The 20,187-nt window shown below is 43.7% G+C and carries 19 protein-coding genes; 3 read left to right on the forward strand and 16 right to left on the reverse strand.

Annotated elements, in window-relative coordinates:
• Positions 1-139: transposase (locus FKZ59_RS11270; protein ID WP_141602861.1), on the forward strand; the 139-nt coding region annotated here is incomplete at its 5' end.
• Positions 140-268: 129 nt separating this feature from the next.
• Here FKZ59_RS11270 and dtd read toward each other — a convergent pair.
• From dtd to FKZ59_RS11300, 6 genes are all read right to left on the reverse strand, one after another.
• A complete protein-coding gene (gene dtd / locus FKZ59_RS11275) occupies positions 269-709 on the reverse strand; it encodes a D-aminoacyl-tRNA deacylase (RefSeq protein ID WP_141602862.1) in 441 nt (146 codons plus the stop codon).
• 19 nt (positions 710-728) lie between these two features.
• Positions 729-2,924, reverse strand: a complete 2,196-nt coding sequence (locus FKZ59_RS11280; protein WP_141602863.1) for a RelA/SpoT family protein — start codon at positions 2,922-2,924, stop codon at positions 729-731.
• A gap of 354 nt (positions 2,925-3,278) precedes the next feature.
• Complete coding sequence (locus FKZ59_RS11285; protein WP_141602864.1) at positions 3,279-3,791, reverse strand: adenine phosphoribosyltransferase; 513 nt, start codon at positions 3,789-3,791, stop codon at positions 3,279-3,281.
• Positions 3,792-3,804: 13 nt separating this feature from the next.
• A complete protein-coding gene (gene recJ, locus FKZ59_RS11290) occupies positions 3,805-6,126 on the reverse strand; it encodes a single-stranded-DNA-specific exonuclease RecJ (RefSeq protein ID WP_141602865.1) in 2,322 nt (773 codons plus the stop codon).
• 214 nt (positions 6,127-6,340) lie between these two features.
• Complete coding sequence (secDF, locus tag FKZ59_RS11295; RefSeq protein WP_141602866.1) at positions 6,341-8,608, reverse strand: protein translocase subunit SecDF; 2,268 nt, start codon at positions 8,606-8,608, stop codon at positions 6,341-6,343.
• 243 nt (positions 8,609-8,851) lie between these two features.
• Positions 8,852-9,178: a post-transcriptional regulator gene (locus FKZ59_RS11300; RefSeq protein ID WP_141602867.1), complete on the reverse strand. Its 327-nt coding sequence runs from the start codon at positions 9,176-9,178 to the stop codon at positions 8,852-8,854.
• 94 nt (positions 9,179-9,272) lie between these two features.
• Here FKZ59_RS11300 and FKZ59_RS11305 point away from each other — a divergent pair, with 94 nt between their 5' ends.
• Positions 9,273-10,790 (forward strand): putative polysaccharide biosynthesis protein, encoded by a 1,518-nt coding sequence (locus FKZ59_RS11305; RefSeq protein ID WP_141602868.1) that lies wholly within the window; start codon positions 9,273-9,275, stop codon positions 10,788-10,790.
• Here the strand turns inward: FKZ59_RS11305 and FKZ59_RS11310 are convergent.
• From FKZ59_RS11310 to FKZ59_RS11345, 8 genes are all read right to left on the reverse strand, one after another.
• On the reverse strand, positions 10,761-11,408 hold the full coding sequence (locus FKZ59_RS11310) for a DUF421 domain-containing protein (RefSeq protein ID WP_141602869.1): 648 nt from the start codon (positions 11,406-11,408) through the stop codon (positions 10,761-10,763). The genes FKZ59_RS11305 and FKZ59_RS11310 overlap by 30 nt on opposite strands.
• A gap of 113 nt (positions 11,409-11,521) precedes the next feature.
• Entirely contained in the window at positions 11,522-11,782 is a 261-nt protein-coding gene (gene yajC / locus FKZ59_RS11315; protein ID WP_141602870.1) for a preprotein translocase subunit YajC, read from the reverse strand.
• A 113-nt stretch (positions 11,783-11,895) separates the two neighbouring features.
• Positions 11,896-13,041: a tRNA guanosine(34) transglycosylase Tgt gene (gene tgt, locus FKZ59_RS11320; RefSeq protein WP_141602871.1), complete on the reverse strand. Its 1,146-nt coding sequence runs from the start codon at positions 13,039-13,041 to the stop codon at positions 11,896-11,898.
• 45 nt (positions 13,042-13,086) lie between these two features.
• Positions 13,087-14,130, reverse strand: coding sequence for a tRNA preQ1(34) S-adenosylmethionine ribosyltransferase-isomerase QueA (gene queA / locus FKZ59_RS11325; protein ID WP_141602872.1), 1,044 nt, complete (start codon positions 14,128-14,130; stop codon positions 13,087-13,089).
• 16 nt (positions 14,131-14,146) lie between these two features.
• The gene (gene ruvB, locus FKZ59_RS11330; protein WP_141602873.1) at positions 14,147-15,151 is read right to left on the reverse strand and encodes a Holliday junction branch migration DNA helicase RuvB; all 1,005 of its coding nucleotides are present in this window, start codon (positions 15,149-15,151) and stop codon (positions 14,147-14,149) included.
• Between the two features lie 15 nt (positions 15,152-15,166).
• A complete protein-coding gene (gene ruvA, locus FKZ59_RS11335; protein ID WP_141602874.1) occupies positions 15,167-15,787 on the reverse strand; it encodes a Holliday junction branch migration protein RuvA in 621 nt (206 codons plus the stop codon).
• Positions 15,788-15,907: 120 nt separating this feature from the next.
• A complete protein-coding gene (locus tag FKZ59_RS11340) occupies positions 15,908-16,768 on the reverse strand; it encodes a phosphotransferase family protein (protein WP_141602875.1) in 861 nt (286 codons plus the stop codon).
• A complete protein-coding gene (locus FKZ59_RS11345; protein WP_181733278.1) occupies positions 16,769-17,986 on the reverse strand; it encodes a LysM peptidoglycan-binding domain-containing protein in 1,218 nt (405 codons plus the stop codon).
• A 140-nt stretch (positions 17,987-18,126) separates the two neighbouring features.
• Between FKZ59_RS11345 and FKZ59_RS11350 the strand changes: the two genes are divergently transcribed.
• The gene (locus FKZ59_RS11350; RefSeq protein WP_141602877.1) at positions 18,127-18,654 is read left to right on the forward strand and encodes a transcription repressor NadR; all 528 of its coding nucleotides are present in this window, start codon (positions 18,127-18,129) and stop codon (positions 18,652-18,654) included.
• Positions 18,655-18,793: 139 nt separating this feature from the next.
• Here the strand turns inward: FKZ59_RS11350 and pheA are convergent, their stop codons facing one another.
• Both pheA and FKZ59_RS11360 read right to left on the reverse strand, forming a co-directional pair.
• The gene (gene pheA / locus FKZ59_RS11355; protein WP_141602878.1) at positions 18,794-19,666 is read right to left on the reverse strand and encodes a prephenate dehydratase; all 873 of its coding nucleotides are present in this window, start codon (positions 19,664-19,666) and stop codon (positions 18,794-18,796) included.
• 60 nt (positions 19,667-19,726) lie between these two features.
• Positions 19,727-20,182, reverse strand: coding sequence for an ACT domain-containing protein (locus FKZ59_RS11360; RefSeq protein ID WP_141602879.1), 456 nt, complete (start codon positions 20,180-20,182; stop codon positions 19,727-19,729).
• Positions 20,183-20,187: the final 5 nt, after the last annotated feature.

Genomic DNA, 20,187 nt, shown 5'->3' on the forward strand with positions numbered 1-20,187 from the left:
TTATAACAACGGTATTTTAGAAGGGATTAATAACAAAATTAAGGTGATAAAGCGTATTTCTTTCGGCTATCGCTGTTTCCGACATTTTAAAACTCGGATTCTGATCACCCAAAATTTAATGACAATGAAAAAAGCTTAGAGGAATCGAAGTTCCTCTAAGTTGTGCGGTTGCATATACCAGGAAAGTCACAAAATTTTTTCACCAACACTATTTGACAAAGAACCAAAAAAGAAGGCTGCCTGGAATCATTCCGGGCAGCCTTCTTTTTTATTTCGACTCCAAAATGATTGTCACCGGGCCATCATTGACAAGGGATACTTCCATCATGGCTCCGAAAATGCCCGTTTCCACCTTCAGCCCTTGCTCCCTTAACGCCTCATTGAAAGCATTCCACAAAGGTTCAGCCTGTTCCGGCCGGGCAGCTTCCACAAAGCTTGGTCTTCTGCCTTTTCTGGCATCAGCGTATAACGTAAATTGGGAAACGGATAAAATGTCCCCTCCATGCTCTTTAATGGAGCGGTTCATTTTTCCCTGTTCATCTTCCCAAAGTCGGATCTCGGCGATTTTTCTTGCGAGATAGTTTACATCTTCCATCGTATCGGTATGGGTAATGCCCACAAGCAGTACATAGCCTTTTTCAATTTGTCCTGTCACTTTTCCGTCCACAGTTACTTTTGCTTCTTTGCTCCGTTGCAAAACCACTCTCATTGACAAACACACCTCAAAACTAATTGATCACTCGCTGCACGGAATAAATATCCGGCATTTGTTTGATTTTCTCCACCACCCGATGCAACACAGAAATATTGGAAATGGCAAGGGTCAAATGAAGCGTTGCGATTTTGTCATGGGCGGCTCGTCCGGATACGGCCAGGATATTGACTTTTGTATCTGTCACCGCATGCATCACATCATTTAATATTCCTGGACGGTCAAACGCGGAGATTTCAATATCCACCGGATATTCTTTTTTCGTGGATGTTTCGCTATGTTCCCATTCCACTTCAATCAGCCGGTCCTGGCTGCCTGTTTGAACGTTTGGACAGTCTTTGCGGTGCACAGAGACGCCTCTTCCTTTCGTAATGAATCCGACAATCTCGTCTCCAGGAACAGGTGTACAGCATCGGGACAAACGGACCAACAAATTGTCAATGCCTTTGACAACAACTCCAACGTCCCCGCTGCTTTTCTTTTGTTTCGGTTTGGTCATTTCTTTTTGGATTTTCTCAAGGGCTTCTTCCTGTTCCCGTTCACGGCGTTTCTTTTCCGCAAGGCGATTGACGACCTGTTGAGGAGTGATTCCTCCGACGCCCACCGCCGCATACAAATCTTCTTCATTTGCAAAATTCAACTTATTCAATACCCGCTGGATGTTTTCTTCCGAAAGCACTTCTTTCACTTCAAATTCCTGTGCCCGAATCTCTTTTTCAATCAATTCTTTTCCTTTTAAAACGTTTTCTTCACGCAAGTGCTTTTTGAAGAATTGTTTAATTTTGTTCCGCGCCTGAGAACTTTGGGCAATTTTTAACCAATCCCGGCTTGGCCCGAAAGATTGTTTGGATGTCAAGATTTCCACAATGTCTCCAGTTTTTAAAGGCGTATCGAGAGGAACCATTTTTCCGTTCACTTTTGCACCGATGGTACGGTTTCCGATCTCCGTATGAATGCGGTAAGCAAAATCGATCGGGACGCTGCCCGCCGGCAATTCAATGACATCCCCTTTCGGAGTGAACACATACACCATGTCGGAAAACAAATCCAGTTTCAACGCTTCCATAAATTCTTCCGCATTGGAAGATTCGTTTTGGAATTCCAGAATTTCCCTGAACCATGTTAGCTTCTGATCAATGCTTTCCTTGTTTGGATTAACCGTTTTCCCTTCTTTATAGGCCCAGTGGGCGGCAATCCCGTATTCCGCAATCTTGTGCATTTCTTTCGTACGAATCTGTACTTCCAATGGATCGCCATAAGGACCGATTACGGTTGTATGCAGGGATTGATATAAGTTTTGTTTCGGCATTGCGATATAGTCTTTGAAACGGCCGGGCATCGGCTTCCAAAGAGTATGCACAATTCCGAGCACCGCATAGCAATCTTTAATGCTATTAACAATAATCCGGACAGCCAATAAGTCATAAATTTCATTAAATTCTTTATTTTGCAAAACCATTTTCCGATAGATACTATAGATGTGCTTTGGACGGCCATAGATTTCCGCTTCAATGTTCACCGCTTTTAGCTGGGAACGTATTTCATCCATCACGTTCTCCAAGTACGCTTCCCGTTCCGTGCGTTTTCGTTTCATTAAGCTTACAATACGGTAATATTGCTGAGGATTTAAGTAACGGAGAGCCGTATCTTCCAGTTCCCATTTCACCTTCGAAATTCCGAGGCGATGGGCAAGAGGGGCGAAAATTTCCAACGTTTCTTTCGCGATTCGCCGTTGCTTTTCTGCGGAAAGGTGCTTTAACGTACGCATGTTATGAAGGCGGTCGGCTAATTTAATCAAAATGACACGGATATCCTGCGCCATGGCAACAAACATTTTCCGGTGGTTTTCGGCTTGCTGCTCTTCCTTGGACAGATATTTGATTTTTCCAAGCTTTGTTACCCCATCTACAAGCATGGCCACTTCTTCGCCAAATTCAGCCACCAGGTCTTCGCGGGTCACTGAAGTGTCCTCCACTACGTCATGGAGAAAGCCCGCAGCGACAGTAGGCGGATCCAATTGAAGATCCGCCAATATTCCGGCTACTTGTATAGGGTGAATGATATATGGTTCTCCCGATTTGCGGGTTTGTTCTTTATGGGCTTCTTTTGCAAATTCATAAGCTTTTTTTACAAATTCAACATGTTCTTCATTCATATAAGTTCGAACTTTTTCGAATACATCCTCGGGCGTCAAAATTTGCTCCTTCGCCATGATTTGTCCACCTTCAAAAATTTTCTGTTTAATAGTATAAAGTTTATTTTATAAAAAGTATATACGAAATGTAAAGTTAAGTCTTTTAATATTCCTTTCAATCAACATTTTAGAATACTGTTTGAATTTGTCAAAATTTTTCTACTGCATATATTTTTTATAATAGAAAGAGGGTGTCTAAAAGTTTTTGACTTTCTGGACACCCTCCCATTTATAGTCAATTTCTCACTAAATCTTTGCTCCTGCCCGAAAATCATTTCCACTATCCCGGCCGCAACTGACCTGCGGCGAAAGCGATAGCGTCAGCCGTTAAGGAACCGCCTCAGCCGAATCTTGGACGGCCCCTTGAAATAATTAATATTGTATCAAAGTTTTGACAGGATAATTTCTAATTTTCTCGCGGCCTTTTAATTCCGTCAATTCAATAATGAACGCACAACCGACCACTTCGCCTCCAAGCTTCTCCACAAGTTTGATTGTGGCGTCCACCGTTCCTCCTGTCGCAAGCAGATCATCAATGATCAGCGCTTTCTGGCCTGGCGAAATGGCATCCTTATGCATGGTGAGCGTATTTGTTCCATATTCTAAATCATATTCGACACTGACAACTTCCCTAGGCAATTTCCCAGGCTTGCGGACCGGTGCAAAGCCGATTCCTAATGCGTACGCCACAGGACATCCGACGATGAAGCCCCGCGCCTCCGGTCCAACGATAATCTCCGCCCCTACATCTTTGGCGAATTCGACTATCTGATCCACCGCATACTTAAATGCTGACCCATTATCCATCAATGGCGTAATATCTTTGAAACTAATTCCTTCTTTTGGAAAATCTTCTACAATCGCAATATATTGTTTTAAATCCATTCGATGTTCCTCCTCAGGAATATGAAAACTCCTTTATTCGTTCATTAAACCATTGTTTAAGTTCGGAATAAGTGGAATATAAAAATTGTTGTTCCAATTCGATTTGCTGTTTTCGCAGTTGATAGGACGCAGCTTCTGTAAGAGAACGTTTTTCCGCAAATTGGTTGACCTTGATCAGCCCATTCTCTATTGTAACAAAACCGAGTTCAAAAAACACTTTTGTCATAAATTTTATAGCCTCTGCATTTAATCCCAAATGTTTTGATAAATGGCGGAGATGTTCGTTTAAATTAATGAAAGGGCGGCTCTTGATCAGCGTGTAATAATGGACAAAGTGTTTTCGCGTCGGCATGCCGTTGAAGAACAGGGAATTTGGGGTATAAAAAACCGCATAAATCCGTTTTGGTCTGGCGGTTTCGATGAGCTTTTCCATCTCTTGAACACGTTTCGGCAAATCCAATAGCACCAGAAAAGGCGACAAGGAACCGTACATTTCATCTTCAATTAATTGGATGGATGGCAAAAACTCGCCGAAATATTGCAGCGTTTCTTTGCGGAAAGCAACAAAAGATGATTCCATCGGGATGTTGTTCAACAAATTCGGAACGTTCGCTTTTCCGCGATAATCGAATAATTGCCATTCAGAAGTTTGGACATCCAAAATGAAAAACTGCGGCTTTTTTCGTCCTTGCCACTCGTTGATCTGCAAATCTCCTGCAATGGATATTTTCACGCCATAGGTGATTTCATTGTATAAAAATCCCTTATTAAAGCCGACTGCATCAAGGATTCCATATTCATTTTCAAGCTCCATTTTGATATGGTCTTCATTTGCTCCTATTTTTCTCATCGAACGGACGGATACTTGTTGAATGGCGAAAACGGGTTTTTCAAATCCGATGCCGAAAGGTTTCAACGACTGGACTTCTTCAATGGCCTCCACGGATACCTCCCCTAAATCGACGGGCACATCAATATACAATTTCGGCGTCAGCAATTCTTCCGTCAAACATTGGGAAGCTTGCCGGTGAAGACGTTCCCGCAATTCATCGATATGCTCCCGGGACAATGTCATGCCCGCAGCCATTGGGTGGCCGCCAAAATGCGGAAGGATATCCCGATTTTTTGCCAATTCATTGTACAAATGGAAGCCTTCAATACTTCTTCCCGATCCCTTCGCAAGCCCCGTTTCCGGATCGATGGAAAACACAATGGCAGGTTTATAGTATTTCTCCACCAAACGGGAAGCGACAATCCCGATGACGCCCGCATGCCATCCTTCTTTGGCAACGACAAGCACCAAGGAATTTCCGATGCGAGGGTCATTTTCAATCATTCCGATTGCCTCTTCCGTAATGGAAGCGACATATTCTTTCCTTTCATTATTTTTTTGATTTAACAATTTTGCGCCTTGAAGGGCAAATTCCAAATCCCCGCTCATTAAAAATTCCACGCCGGGTTTGGCATCACCTAAACGGCCGATTGCGTTTAACCGGGGGCCAAAATAAAAACCGATGATTTCTTCATCAATTTCCTGCTGTTTTACCCCCGAAGCCTCGCACAAAGCCTTGACCCAGGGGCTATTGGATTTGCGGATCTGTTCAATTCCTTTTTTTGCGATGTATCGGTTCTCCCCGGTCAAAGGCACAAGATCTGCGATGGTGCCGATTGCTGCATATTCATATAAATGGTCAGGCTCTTCACCGTACAAAGCATGGGCAAGTTTGAAAGCCACCCCTACTCCTGCCAATTCTCCGAAAGGATAGTGCCCTTCCGGGATTCTTGGATGGACGATGACGTCCGCAGGTGGAAGTTCATCTCCCGGTTCGTGATGGTCCGTGACAATCACATCCATGCCAAGTTCTTTTGCCAGGCGAATCGGTTCAATCCCGCTAATTCCATTATCGACCGTAATAATCAATTGGATTCCATTTTCATGAGCTTTTCTGAACAATTCTTCATGAGGACCATACCCATGGGTAAAGCGGTTTGGGATTTCATACTCGACATCCGCCCCCAAATCGAGCAGCACATTCAGCATAATCGTCGTGCTGGTAATTCCATCCGCATCATAATCGCCGTAGATTAATATTTTTTCTCCCCGATCCAGCGCCAGTTCGATCCGTTCCACGGCTTCCTTCATTCCCGCCAACAGAAAAGGATTATGTAAATGTCGGTCATCCATATAGAAAATATTTTTGGCTTCTTCGATTGTTTTTACTCTGGAAGCCAAGATTTTTGCAGTTAAACTCGTAATGTTCAATTCTTTTCGCAATTGTCCGACAAAACTCTCGTCCGGTTTTTGTATCTTCCATTTTTTCGACGATTGAATCATGTTCTCACTTCCTCACGAAGTCCATTATACAGAAATTTCGCAGGCATTGGAGAGAAAAGTTTCTAATTCCTTCAAAGGTCATGAAAGAAAACAAGATTCATAAAATTTTTTGATTCCCGGGAAGAAAAAAACGTCTGAAAAGTCATATCGGAAAAGATGGAGGGTGTCCGGAAAGCCAAACACTTTCCGGACACCCTCCGAAGACAATTGTTCATTATACAACCGGCTCGTCTGAACCCCATTGTTTTTTCTCTTTTTTCTTCACGGTTGTACCTTTCTTTTTCATTTCCCTCGTTTTAAGCGTGTACCAGAGCTGGGCCGCGATACAAATGGACGAATACATGCCGGTTATGAGCCCGATCAGCAAGGCAATCGAGAAATTCCGGATGGCCGGCGCCCCGAAAATCAAGAGGGCCACGACTACGATAATCACCGTCAACACCGTATTGACGGATCGCGTCATCGTTTGACGGAGCGATTTGTTGATAATGTCCGCAAGTTCTTCTTTCGTCTTAATTTCACCTTTGCGGTCGATATTTTCGCGGATGCGGTCAAAAGTGACAATCGTATCGTTAATGGAGTAACCGACAATCGTCAAAATTGCCGCAATAAATGTTATATCCACTTCCAAACGCAATACGCTGAAGAGTGACACCATAAAGAATACATCATGCAACAAGGATACGATCGCGCCGACACCCATTCTCCATTCGAAGCGGATGGCAACATAAATAATGATGCCCAGTGCCGCAATCAACAATGCCTTTATCGCATTTTTCACCAATTCCCTTCCAACCGTTGGAGAAACGGTGCTGACATTCGGTTCATGACCGTAGTCTTTCGCGACTGCCGCTTTCAACTTCAATGTTTCTTCCTGTGTGAAATCCTTTTTGTACGTTGCGACGGCTGTATCCCTATTTTCGCCGCTGATCACCAGTTTATCCGGAGCAAAACCGATTTTCTCCAAATAATCGGCCATTTCGTCTTGCGCTGCCGGTTCATTCGTTAAAATTTCCACGCGGGTACCGCTTGAAAAATCGATGCCCAAGTTCAATTTGAAAATGCCAATCAGGACAAGGCCGATGAGCAAGACCGCCATGGAGAACGCATAAAATTTCTTGCGGTTATGAACAAAATCAAAACGGTCAAAATTTGTAGACAAATCCAATGTATCTACGCCTTCTGAAGGGTCATGGATTTTTGATTTCCGAACCCCGTAGAAGAATGGGCTGTTGAATTTGCCGCTGTTGACAAGCAGTCCGAGCAGCACGCGGGACAACCATACAGATGTGACGAAACTTAATACAATGGAAATCATTAATGTTGTCGCAAAACCTTTAACGGAACTTGTACCAAAGTAGAACAGCACCGCCGCAGCCAACAATGTCGTCAACTGGGCATCAATGATTGCGCTTAATGACACTTTGGAACCGATTTTAAAGGCTTCCTGAGGGGATAAGCCAATCCGCAATTCTTCCCGGATCCGCTCCGCCGTCAAAATGTTCGCATCCACGGCCATGCCGATACCGAGCACAAATGCCGCAATACCAGGAAGAGTCAATACGGCTCCCAGCAAATTCTGAACGAGCAGCACCAAATAAGCAAAGACGGTCAATGTTATGATGGATACAAAGCCCGGCAACCGGTAGTAAAGAAGCATGAAAACAAAAATCAATGCTACACCGACAACGCTGGCAAATACGGTGCTTTTTAACGCCTTTTCACCGAATTGGGCGCCGACGGAAGTCGCATAGATTTCCGTCAATTTTACAGGAAGGGCGCCTGCATTCAAAATGCTCGCCAAATTTTTCGTTTCTTCCACCGTGAAATTGCCGGAAATCATGACGTCCGTTGTATTTAACGTTTCATTGACGGCAGCTGCCGAAATGTATTTGGGATTTGGCTTTGTCACTTCTTCTTTGAAAGAGTCTTTCCCTTCCTCAAAATCCATCCAAATGACAAGCAAATTTTCGCCACGAGGCATTTTGGAAATTTTCGAAGTGATTTCGGCAAATTTTTTCGCATCTTTGAGTGTAAGCGTTACGATTGGACGGTTTTGGTTATCAAAGGAAGCGGCAGCACCGCCCTCCTTTAGGTCCGATCCGTCCAGCAACAAATTATCGTTTACATCACGGAATGTTAAATTTGCCGTGCTGGATAACATCTCCCGGGCAGATGACTGGTCGTCAATCCCCGCCAGCTGCACGCGAATACGGTTTTCCCCTTCCACTTGAATGCTCGGCTCGCTTACACCAAGGGCATCTATACGCTTCGATAAAGCGGTAGTGGTATTCGCGAGAACATCCTGTGTAATTTTTTGGCCCTCTTTCAATGGTTCGACTTCATATAAAACTTCGAATCCGCCTTGCAAATCAAGTCCAAGTTTTACATTCTTCAATACGCCTTCCACAGTGAACGCCATCGCTCCAAATAAAACGGCTACGGCCAATACGAAGGCAATGATACGGCTCGTTGATTTCATTTAAAATCCTCCTCAATGCAATGTACAAACGCTTGTACATACATACACCCCTGAAAGCATATCTTTACAATAATCTCTTGAATGCAGGGCGCCACAAATTTTGTCGTGATATTTCCATCCGCTGAAGAATACACTTGAAGTGAAATGCGCACCGTTCGAAACTATTGCAAAAATATCCTTTTCTGTTCCTATGTAACAAACTAATTATGGAACACGAAAATCGGCCTGTCAAACTTTCATATATTACTTTTCTGTGTCAGAATTGTTATCTCTTTTCGGATTCAACAATTCTTTCAACTCTTCCTGATTCAACTCGGAAAACCAATCAACCGTTTGAAATTGCTGTATTTGAAGATGATTCACAACCTCCGAAGGTTTCAATGAAAAAATGGTCGACACGATTTCGTGGATGCGGAGTTCATCAATATTTTTCTTTCGCCATTTCTTGTGAAGACAGTAATTCCAAAGATCTTCGGCTGCAATACCCTCGTATCCGTTTATTTTCAATTCTTCTAATTTGCTGTTTAGGACGGGCAAAACTTTTTGAAATAAGCGCTCTTGTTCGGCCATGGGAACATCACTCCACCGTTCTGACTAAACTGTTTTTTGGAAAGCATACAAATATTGTAACGAAAAAGAGAAAAAATGAGAAGGGACTGTAGGAATGGCATCATTTGTTAGAGGGACAATTTTTCTCACCGTTGTCATTTTTTTATCAAAACTTTTCGGCTTTATATATAGAATGCAGTTTATGAGAGTGGCAGGGGAAGAAGCCGTAGGAGTCTATATGACCGCCTACCCTGCATATATCTTTTTCGTTTCGGTCTTGCAGCTCGGCATACCTATTGCGGTGGCAAAAGTCATCGCGGAACTCTTCGCGAAACGCCAATTGGGACAACTTCAGTCCGTCATGAAAACTGCCGCTAGATGGTCCATTTTGTCCATTATTCTATTCACGCCCATTTTGGCGATGTTTATTCCATATCTCGCAGGAACGCTTTTACATAATGAAGGAACAAAAATCACATTGTATATTGCATTAGGCGCCGTACCAATCATCGTATTTTCCGGATTGATCAGGGGATATTTGCAAGGGATTGCCATCATATCGGCAACTGCATGGTCGCAAATGATTGAACAATTGGTGCGGATTGTATTAATATCCTTGGCGCTGCCATTTTTCGTCGTGCCGGACAACCCTGAATTGACGGCCGCTTACGCAATGGCAATCACAGCCATAGGCGAAATGGTTTCATTCATCTATTTATATATCCACTATGTAGCGAAAAAGAAAAAACTAAAAAAATCTTCTTCCCCTAAACCCTATCCGGCAATGCCTTTATTGCGGATTGCGGTTCCGAGTGCAGGAAGCAAATTGTTCGGAACGTTTACCTGGTTTTTGGAACCGATCGTCTTTTTGAAAGCATTGACAATCGCAGGACTTACCGCCGCAGGTGCGACAACCCTATATGGAATTATTTCCGGCGTCCATGTTCCTTTGTTGCTGTTTCCTTCTTTTATCCCGAACGCATTGGCCATTGTGCTGATTCCTGCAGTCAGTGATGCCGTAGCCAGGGGCAATCGGCGATTATTAAACGACCGGATTGGTGTAAGTTTGCGTTTATCATCCATCATCGGCGCATATGCTGCAGCTTATTTTTTCCTCCATGGCGATGAGCTCGCCATGCGACTCTTTCACTTGGAGGAAAACCGAGGATTTATGAAAATTCTGGCCCCAATCTTCTATTTTTACTATATTCAAAGCCCTCTACATTCCATCCTTCAAGCGATCGACGAAGCAAGACCCGCAATGATGAATTCCATTTACGGAGGAATCGGCAAACTGTTCGTAATGTTTGTATTGGCTTCCCAACCATTTATTCAAGAATACGGGGCAATCATTGCCATCGGCTTCGGTGTTTTGGTGACATCCTTTCTGCATATGGCAACGTTGAGGGGGCACAAGATGATCAGTTCCGGTTTCCGGTTCTTTGCCATTCCTTATGTTGATTTTATCATCACTTGTTTTATCCAAAGCTATCTGTTCAGCAAAATTTCTTTCGGTTTCTGGGCGAACAGCGCGTTAACCCTTATCGTATTGACGGTTCTATTATTGGCCACAAACCAGTTTAAATGGAATGATTTCAGATATTTACGTTCCGTTTTTGTTCGCCGTTTTTAGCTGTATATGCAGATCATAATTTTCATAGCAACAATAAAAAATGTCTTCCGGTTTGTACCCTTTCTTTTTTAAATTTTCCAATAGCCATTCCCGATCTTTTTCAATAAACTTCAGATGCCGGTCTACAATATATCCGTCTACTATCAGCGGAAAAATGAGCGGATCATCGTCCTTTAAAAAGATTGATAGTTTTCCGGACGGTTCGAGGAAGGCGTATTTGATTTGCTGTACCGATGGAATCCGTTCTTCCCTCATTTGCTGGAACAGGTCATCCAAATTGTAGCGCTGCTTTCGCATTTCTTCTTGATTAATGACGCCGTCTTCCACAATGATGGATGGATCTCCGTCAATCAAATCGCGGATCTTTTTGCTTTTTAGTGCAAGAAGGGAATTCAAATATTGGATGCCAAGCAAAATGATGATGGGAAAGACATTTTCAAAAAGCGGCTTCTCTATATCATCCAAGGCAAATGCAACGCATTCCGCAATCAATACAAATACAACCAGGTCCATGATGCTCAGTTCGCCGACTTCCCGTTTTCCCATAAGGCGAAAAACGACCAGCACGAGCAAATAAAGAAAAACGGTTCTGAAAAGGATTCCCAAATAAATTTCCAAACCATCACATCCTTTCCTTTCTATTGTTTGCCAAACCTTTTGCTACTATACAAAAAAAAGGTTTACCTGCTCCCGGAAGCAGATAAACCTTTTTAATAATGTTCTCTTGCCAATTATTCATTGATTACTCGTCCAATGGCCTGACGTTCAAATTTGAGACGTGTTTTTCCATCCACTATCAGATAAACCACTGTGTCTTCCAGCGCATCCACTTCGCCATGAAGCCCGCCAATTGTAACCACTTTATCTCCACGCTTTAGATTTTTTTGCATTTCAAGCGTCGCTTTCTGACGTTTTTGTGCAGGGCGAACTAAAATTAACCACATCGCGACAAACATAATAATAATTGGCAATAGATTATATAATGTTTCCACCTGTTTACTCCCCTTTCTAATTCTCACTTCATAAGTATAGTATAAAATCATGCTAAAAATCGATTTATTTTTCTACTTTCTTCGAAAAAAACCCTTTTTTTTCTTTTTGTCCGCTAGAAATTCTTTGCGTTAGGTTTGTTGAAGCCGTATTGCTCAAAAAATTCGTTTCGGAAATCAAGCAGCCGGTCTTCCCGGATGGCTTGTCTCACTTTTTCCATCAATCTTAATAAGAAGTACAGATTATGATAAGTCGTCAATCGCAATCCAAAAATTTCTCCTGATCGAATCAAATGGCGGACGTAAGCCCGTGAATAGTTTTTGCATGCATAACAGTCGCAGTTCGGATCAAGCGGGCCAAAATCCCGCGCATATTGGGCATTTTTGATGACGAGACGGCCTTGTGAAGTCATGAGGGTGCCATTGCGGGCAATTCTCGTCGGCAATACACAGTCGAACATATCGATGCCCCGAATCGCCCCTTCGATCAACGCATCCGGTGAACCTACTCCCATCAAATAGCGGGGTTTATTTACAGGCAACAGTGGAGTGGTAAATTCAAGCACCCGGTACATGACTTCTTTCGGTTCCCCGACCGATAGCCCTCCTACGGCATACCCGGGCAGATCCAAATCCACAAGGGCTTCAGCGGAACGTTTTCTCAAATCTTCAAATTCACCGCCTTGGACAATGCCGAATAGCCCCTGCTCTTCCGGACGCTGATGCGCTTCTTTGCACCGTTTCGCCCAACGGGTAGTTCTGTCCACACTTTCCAGCATATATTCATACGTCGCCGGATATGGCGGACATTCATCAAATGCCATGATGATATCTGCCCCTAAATCGTTTTGGATTTGAATGGATTTTTCCGGGCTCAAAAAGAGCTTGTCTCCATTTAAATGGTTGCGGAAATAAACCCCTTCTTCTTTAATTTTGCGAAGGTCGCTCAAGGAAAAGACCTGGAATCCGCCCGAATCGGTCAGAATTGGCCGGTCCCAGTTCATGAATTTGTGCAGGCCGCCCGCTTCCTTCACAATATCATTTCCCGGTCTGAGCCAGAGATGATATGTGTTCGACAAAATGATGCCTGCCCCTATTTCCTTTAATTCCTCAGGCGACATGGTTTTCACGGTCGCCTGAGTACCAACTGGCATGAAAGCAGGCGTTTCAAAGGAACCGTGCGGTGTATGCACAATTCCCAGCCTCGCTCCTGATTGTTTGCAAGTTTTAATCAGTTCATAACGAATTGCAGGTTGTGTCATCCATGATTCCTCTCTTTTCAATAGTGAAAAAGTGTCTTCATTCATCTAATTCGACTTTTTTGGACGGATATACATCGCATCCCCAAAACTGAAGAAACGATAACGTTCCTTAATGGCTTCCGAATAAGCGTGGAAAATCGTTTCTTTTCCGGCCAATGCACAAACGAGCATGACGAGTGTCGATTTTGGCAAATGGAAATTTGTAATCAGCCCGTCGATGCATTTAAATTCATAACCCGGATAAATAAAAATATCTGTCCATCCTTGTTCCCCTTTTATTTTTCCGTCATATTTCGAGGCGACGGTTTCAAGGGTTCTGGTCGTTGTGGTTCCGACAGCGACCACTTTTCCGCCGCGAGCTTTCACCCGATTGATCGTTTCGGCCGCGCTATCGCTGATGCTATAAAACTCCGAGTGCATCTTGTGTTCTTCGATCGTATCACTCGTTACAGGCCGGAAAGTGCCCAGCCCCACATGAAGGGTAATAAAGACAATTTCCACCCCTTTATTCCGGATCTTTTCCAGAAGCTCTTCCGTAAAATGGAGGCCTGCTGTCGGAGCGGCCGCGGAACCGATTTCTTTTGCGTAGACCGTCTGATATCGTTCCTTGTCTTCCAATTTTTCGTGAATATACGGCGGCAACGGCATTTCCCCCAATTTGTCCAACACTTCATAAAAAATGCCATCGTAATGGAATTCGAATACGCGTCCGCCGTGTTCAAGGGTATTTGTGCATGTAGCGGTCATCAATCCATCTCCAAAGCTGACGGTCGTTCCGACTTTAACCCTTTTCGCCGGTCTGACCAATGTTTCCCACCGGTTTTCGCCAATTTGCTTTAACAACAGCACTTCAATATGGGCGCCGGTTTCTTCTTTCACTCCGAACAGCCTTGCCGGCATCACCCGGGTATCGTTCAGGACAAGGCAGTCACCCGGATTGAGCTCCTCCACGATATGCGGAAATTGATGATGTTCAATTTCCTTTGTAAATGGATTAACGACCAGAAGCCTGCTTGCCGCCCGGTCTTTCAATGGTGTTTGGGCAATCAGTTCTTCGGGCAAATCAAAATCAAATTCATCAATTTTCATACGCTACTTCTTCCTTTTACTTTATTTCATCGTTATAAGTATAACCAAGGTGTTCATAAGCTAACTTTGTCGCGACACGTCCCCGGGGCGTCCTTTGAATAAAGCCGATTTGCATTAAATACGGTTCGTATACATCCTCGATGGTAATGCGCTCTTCGCCGATGGATGCGGCCAAAGTATCCAAGCCTACAGGGCCGCCATTAAATTGAAGAATCATGCATTCCAATAATTGATGATCGATCTGATCCAAACCGAACCGGTCCACTTGAAGCAATTCCAAAGCCTGTTTAGCAATGGCTACGGTAATCGTTCCATCCCCTATCACTTGCGCATAGTCCCTTACCCGCTTCAACAGGCGGTTGGCGATTCGGGGTGTTCCACGGGAACGTTTCGCGATTTCCTGTGCGGCTTCGTCATCAATCTCCACTTCAAACAGTTTACTACTTCTTTTCACAATTTCAATCAATGAAGCTTCGTCATAAAAATCCAATCTCAACAATACACCAAAACGATCCCGCAACGGGGCTGACAAAGATCCCGCCCTTGTGGTTGCACCGACCAGTGTAAAAGGCGGCAAATCAAGCCGGATTGAGCGTGCTTCCGGACCTTTTCCGACGACAATATCAAGGCAAAAATCTTCCATAGCCGGATAAAGCACCTCTTCGATTGTGCGGGACAGGCGATGGATTTCATCGATAAACAGTACGTCGCCCGGCTCAAGGGCGTTGAGAATGGCCGCCAAGTCTCCCGGGCGCTCGATCGCAGGTCCGCTTGTAAGCCGGATATTGACGCCCAATTCATTGGCAATCACATTGGCAAGGGTTGTCTTCCCGAGCCCGGGGGGACCGTAAAGCAGCACATGATCCAATGATTCCTGCCGCAATTTGGCCGCTTCAATAAAAATCTTTAAATTTTCTTTTACTCTATGTTGTCCTATATACTGGGAAAGTCTTTGGGGTCTGAGCGAAAGTTCGAACTGCCGATCCAATTCATTTGCTTCGCCAGATACGATTCGATCCACTTGCCGCCCTCCTTGTTATTTCGTGTTTAACAAAAGTTTTAAGGCATATTTCATATAGCTTTCGGTTGTTTCCAGATCGTCCCTCTCTTTTAATGCGGGCAAAATCTTCGCCAATTCTTTTTCGGAATAGCCGAGCGCCCGCAAAGCCTGCATCGCATCCTCCATTTCCTGCCGATGGGCATTTCCGCCGAATAGAGGCAATTCATCCTGGGCACTTGGCAGTTCCACATGTTCAAGAAGGGAGCCGAGCCTTCCTTTCAAATCAAGAATCATTTGCCGCGCCGTTTTCTTTCCGACACCGGGGAATTTCACTAAAAATGATTCATCTTCCATTTCAATGGCCGTTATGACTTGTGAAGGATTCCCGCTGGCAAGAATGGACAAAGCGCTTTTTGGCCCGATTCCGGAAACCTGGATCAGTTTCCGGAATAATTCCCTCTGTTCCAATGTTTTAAATCCGAATAATTGCTGGGCATCTTCACGGATATACATATGTATAAAGACTTTTCGGATCTCCTCGTCCACACGGAAGGCATATGGATTGGGCGTAAAGACTCGATAGCCAATCCCGTTTTGTTCCAGCACAATATACTCAGGGGTAATTCTCGTCACCTTTCCAATGATATAATCATACATTTTTATTCCTCGCATTTCGCAGTGTTTTTTTTCCAACACTTACAGAAACAAAAGAAAGACCGTCATATTGTGACGGTCACCTATTTACTATTCCATTTTATATTATCATAATCTCGTATTTTATCCTACTTCAAACATTTCTTGAATTTTTTCCGTTGCCGACATCAAGTCAGGCCAATGCCTTAATGCCTTTTCCGTAAACGGCATTATATATTCTAAGAAAACATCTTTTTCATGATCCCCCAGATGCAGCACATATTGCCATTCTCTTAACAATTCATTTGGATACTGAAGGTAGTGTAATTTCGCCAGGCAAATTTCCCGCAAATATTTTTGTTCCAGCAAGAGCCTTTCGAGATCATAATCCATATTTGGAAGCGCCCGATGCATCCATAAAATCATTTCTTCCGCCGGATCGCCGACAACCGCCAAATCAAAATCGATCAGTTTCATTCCATCTTTTGTAATCAAGAAATTATGATGGACGACATCCCCGTGAAGAAGCGTCAATGTTTTCGGTCCAGTTCCCGGTTTTTGTTGGATCTTTTCCAAAGCTTTGTTGGCATATAGCACAATATCGTAATAGTGATGCCGCAAATATTTTACCAGTTCTTTTTCCTGCATCAGAAACCGTTCAAGCCTTGCCTGCCATTTTTGGATCAATTTCTGCTTCGGGATTTCGGAATAGAGATGCCAGTCGACATGTTGATTCGTTTCATGAAGCGCTTTTAATATTTTCACCGCTTTTTTCCGGTGTTTCACTTTGGAAAAATCAGCGCTGTAACTGTTCTTTTGCCAACTTTGCACAAGCAGGTACGGTTCTTTGGACCTTTTTAGCGGAATGATATACGGAAACCGGATTTTCTCCAATTTTTCATGAATCAGCGCTACTTTTTCGAATACATGTATTTGATCATATTTTTTTATGAAAAGTGTTTCATTCCCGCTGTGTTGTTTCCATATATTATTTTTTATTTGCATTTAGTATGCCCACGATTTAAAGTATGGTGCGCAAGGATTCATCCATGGCTGATGTTGCTGGCTATATGGTGCCATCCCTTGTTCCATTGGAGGATAAACCGGTTGAGGGGCAAATGGATGCATTGGTGCATAATGTCCTTGTTCCATAGGGATATAACCTTCTTGCGGCATTCCATAGTATCCGTATGAAGGCATTGTTGCTTGTTCAAAATCTTTGAATCCTTGTTGTTCTTCCTGCGCTTTGCTTATATCTTTCACTTTCTGTTCCCCATCCTCTTTTGAAGTGGATTCAAACAGCCAATCCGTGCTGTGGTCTTGAACTTCTTCGACTTCTGCTTCTACAAGAGGTGCATCGCCGTTTTCTTCGTACCCTTCCATATCTCTGAACTCTGGTGCCGGCTGAACCGGATATGGCATGTCATATCCATACGGCATCATTCCTCCATGCATTTCCGGATACCCAGGACATGCAGGCAGCCCATGAGGACTTGTAAAATAAGGTTGGACTTGATGGTGCATAGGACCTTGGCCTCTGCAGCCGCAGTGTCCCGTTTTTTGAGGTCCATGGTGGCAAGGAGATACCGGATGCGGCATGCATGGAATATAGATCGGCTGCGGTACCGGAACATATTCTATATGGGTTTGAGGAACAGGGATATATTCTTTTTCTACCACCACTTCTTTCTCTTCTTTCTTTTCTTCTTTTGCAGGCTGCTGAATTTGCTGAGGAATTTCGATAAAAATCGGCTGCGGCATCACAGGTTGCGGAAGCGGCATAAACTGCGGATGCGGAATAGGGCGTTGAATGCTGAATTGCGGCGAAAAATCAAAATGGAATTTCTTTTTTTCATGCGGATGCATTTGTTGTATCGGAGCCGGTTGCGGCACTGGCGGAATCGGAGGAATTTCAGGCACTTTCATTTCCCCCGCCGGCGGCTTCATTTGCGGCTTTTCAACCGGCTTCGCTTTTGGCGGGACTTCCGCTTTCTTTTCTTTCGCAGCGCTATCTTTTATTTTGGATTTATCCGCCTTTTCTTTCTGGTCATAAGACGGTTTCCGGCCCGGCACATCGTCAGGCAAAATGATTTCCATGCCCGGCACGATGTAATCCGGGTTGGCCAAATGGGCATTCAGCCTTTTCAACTCTTCAAAATCGATTCCATATTGTTTGGCAATTTTCCAAAGCGTATCCCCTTTTTGTACAATGTGAGTTCGCAACAGACATCCTCCTTTTCTCGTTTTATAATATGTTGTTACAACAAAAAGGTCACAAAAATATACCCTTTCCTTTGCCTCGTGTTAAACTATGTTTTAAGGGCTTATCCGTATACACAACATTTGCTAGAAGGTGTGATTCGATGAAAAAAATGCTCGGAGAAGAACGCAGAAATGAACTATTGAAATTACTGAAGAATTCAAAAGAGCCAATTACGGGAACTCAATTAGCAAAATATGCAAATGTCAGCCGCCAAGTGATTGTCAACGATATGAATTTGTTGAAAGCCCGCAATATTCCGATTATTTCAACGAGCCAGGGCTATTTTTATATGAATCAAGAGGATGCTTTCCAGGTTGAAAAGAAAATTGTCTGTGTACATACGGCAGAAGAAGCTGAAGATGAAATGATGACGATTGTCGATTGCGGGGTGACCATAAAAAATGTCATTGTGGAACACCCGGTTTACGGGGAAATTACTGCATCCATGATGCTGTCTTCCCGCATCGACGTGGAAAAGTTTCTAAAAAAAGTGAAAGAAACAAACGCCACTTACTTATCGGTTTTAACGAACGGCACCCATCTGCACGTGATTTCCGCTCCAACGATGGAGCAGATCGAAGAAGCCGAAAGAAGACTCCGGAAAAAGGGATATTTGGTGGAGGAATAAAAATAAAAAAGAACTGCACCTCCAGGGATTGGAGGTGCAGTTCAAACATTCCGGCCGCTCTTTTCAACGGTTCATTGTCTGCAAACGGCGGCTCCATCGGCCGGGATTTTTGCAAAATCAGCCGGCCCTTCAAGTTCCATCACTCCGATGCATTATATGTATAATACGTACCGAGTGATTTTACCGTGCAACCAAGGGCATTCAATTCCTCAAATGCCCACTTCATCATCGGTTCATTTTCGTCTGCCAATACATCGATGATGAAGAAATAATTGCCCAGCCCCGTCTTTAATGGGCGGGATTCGATTTTACTTAGATTCAATCTTCTCCATGCAAAAACCGAAAGCACCCGATGCAGGGCCCCCGCGTCATCGTGGGGCAATGTGAGCATAAGCATCGTTTTCGGCTGTCCATCCGAATTTTCAATCGGCAAGCGGGTATTATATTTCGATAACACCACAAAGCGGGTATGGTTAAAATGAAAATCATGGATATTTTTTTCTACGATGACAAGCCCATACTTTTCCGCGGATGTGGCATTGCCAATGGCCGCGATACATTTGTCCGGATTCTCCGCAACCATTTTCGCCGCTTGAGCCGTGGATGATGTTTGGTGCAATGGCACATGGCTGAAACGATAAAACAGATACTTATGGCATTGGGCTAAAGCATGGGGATGGGAATAAATCCCTTCAATTTTTTCCCAGTTGTCTTTTTGCGCTTTATTGACCATTAAATGCTGTTGGATTTTTAATTTGATTTCACCGACAATATATAAATCCGCTTCATGGAATAAATAATCGATTGTAAGCGGCACGGAACCTTCGATTGCGTTTTCCAAAGGCACCACCGCAAAATCCACCACTTCATTCGTTACAGCGTCAATGCATTCAGGAATGGTTCTATATGCAATGTTCCATTCATTAGGGAAAAGCTCTCTTGTCGCTAAATAGGAAAAAGAAGCCTCCGGACCCAAATAGGCGACCCGGTACTTCCATTCATTGTTTGTCACCATTAAGCCTCCTATCAACCATCTAATGGCTATTGCCATCTCAACTGCAAATCAATTGTATCATAATGCTCCCGAACTGATTACTTCGGCAGATTCCACGAATTCCAAATCATTCAATTTTTTGATTAATTCATGCAAATCCATGGCCATGCTCGTTACATCCAAGGAAAGGGTTACATTGGCCCGGCCCTGGATCGGTATCGTTTGGTGGATTGTCAATATATTGCAATGGGCTTCTGTAATGACTTCCAACACTTTGGCCAACGTTCCCTTTTGATCTTGCAACTGAATGATCATCGTTAAAATTCTTTCTTTTACGATGGAGTGAAAGGGGAAGACCGCGTCCCGGTATTTGTAAAATGCGCTTCTGGAAAGGTCTACCTGTTTCACCGCATCCCAAATCGAGTTGACTTTCCCTGATTCCAATAGCCGCTTTGCTTCCAATGTTTTTTGCATGGCATCGGTAAGCACATCTTCCCGCACTAGATAATATCGTTGTTCTGCGACATTTTTCATCTCCA

This window comes from Ureibacillus terrenus, from assembly GCF_006569205.1.
Taxonomy (GTDB): Bacteria; Bacillota; Bacilli; order Bacillales_A; family Planococcaceae; genus Ureibacillus; species Ureibacillus terrenus.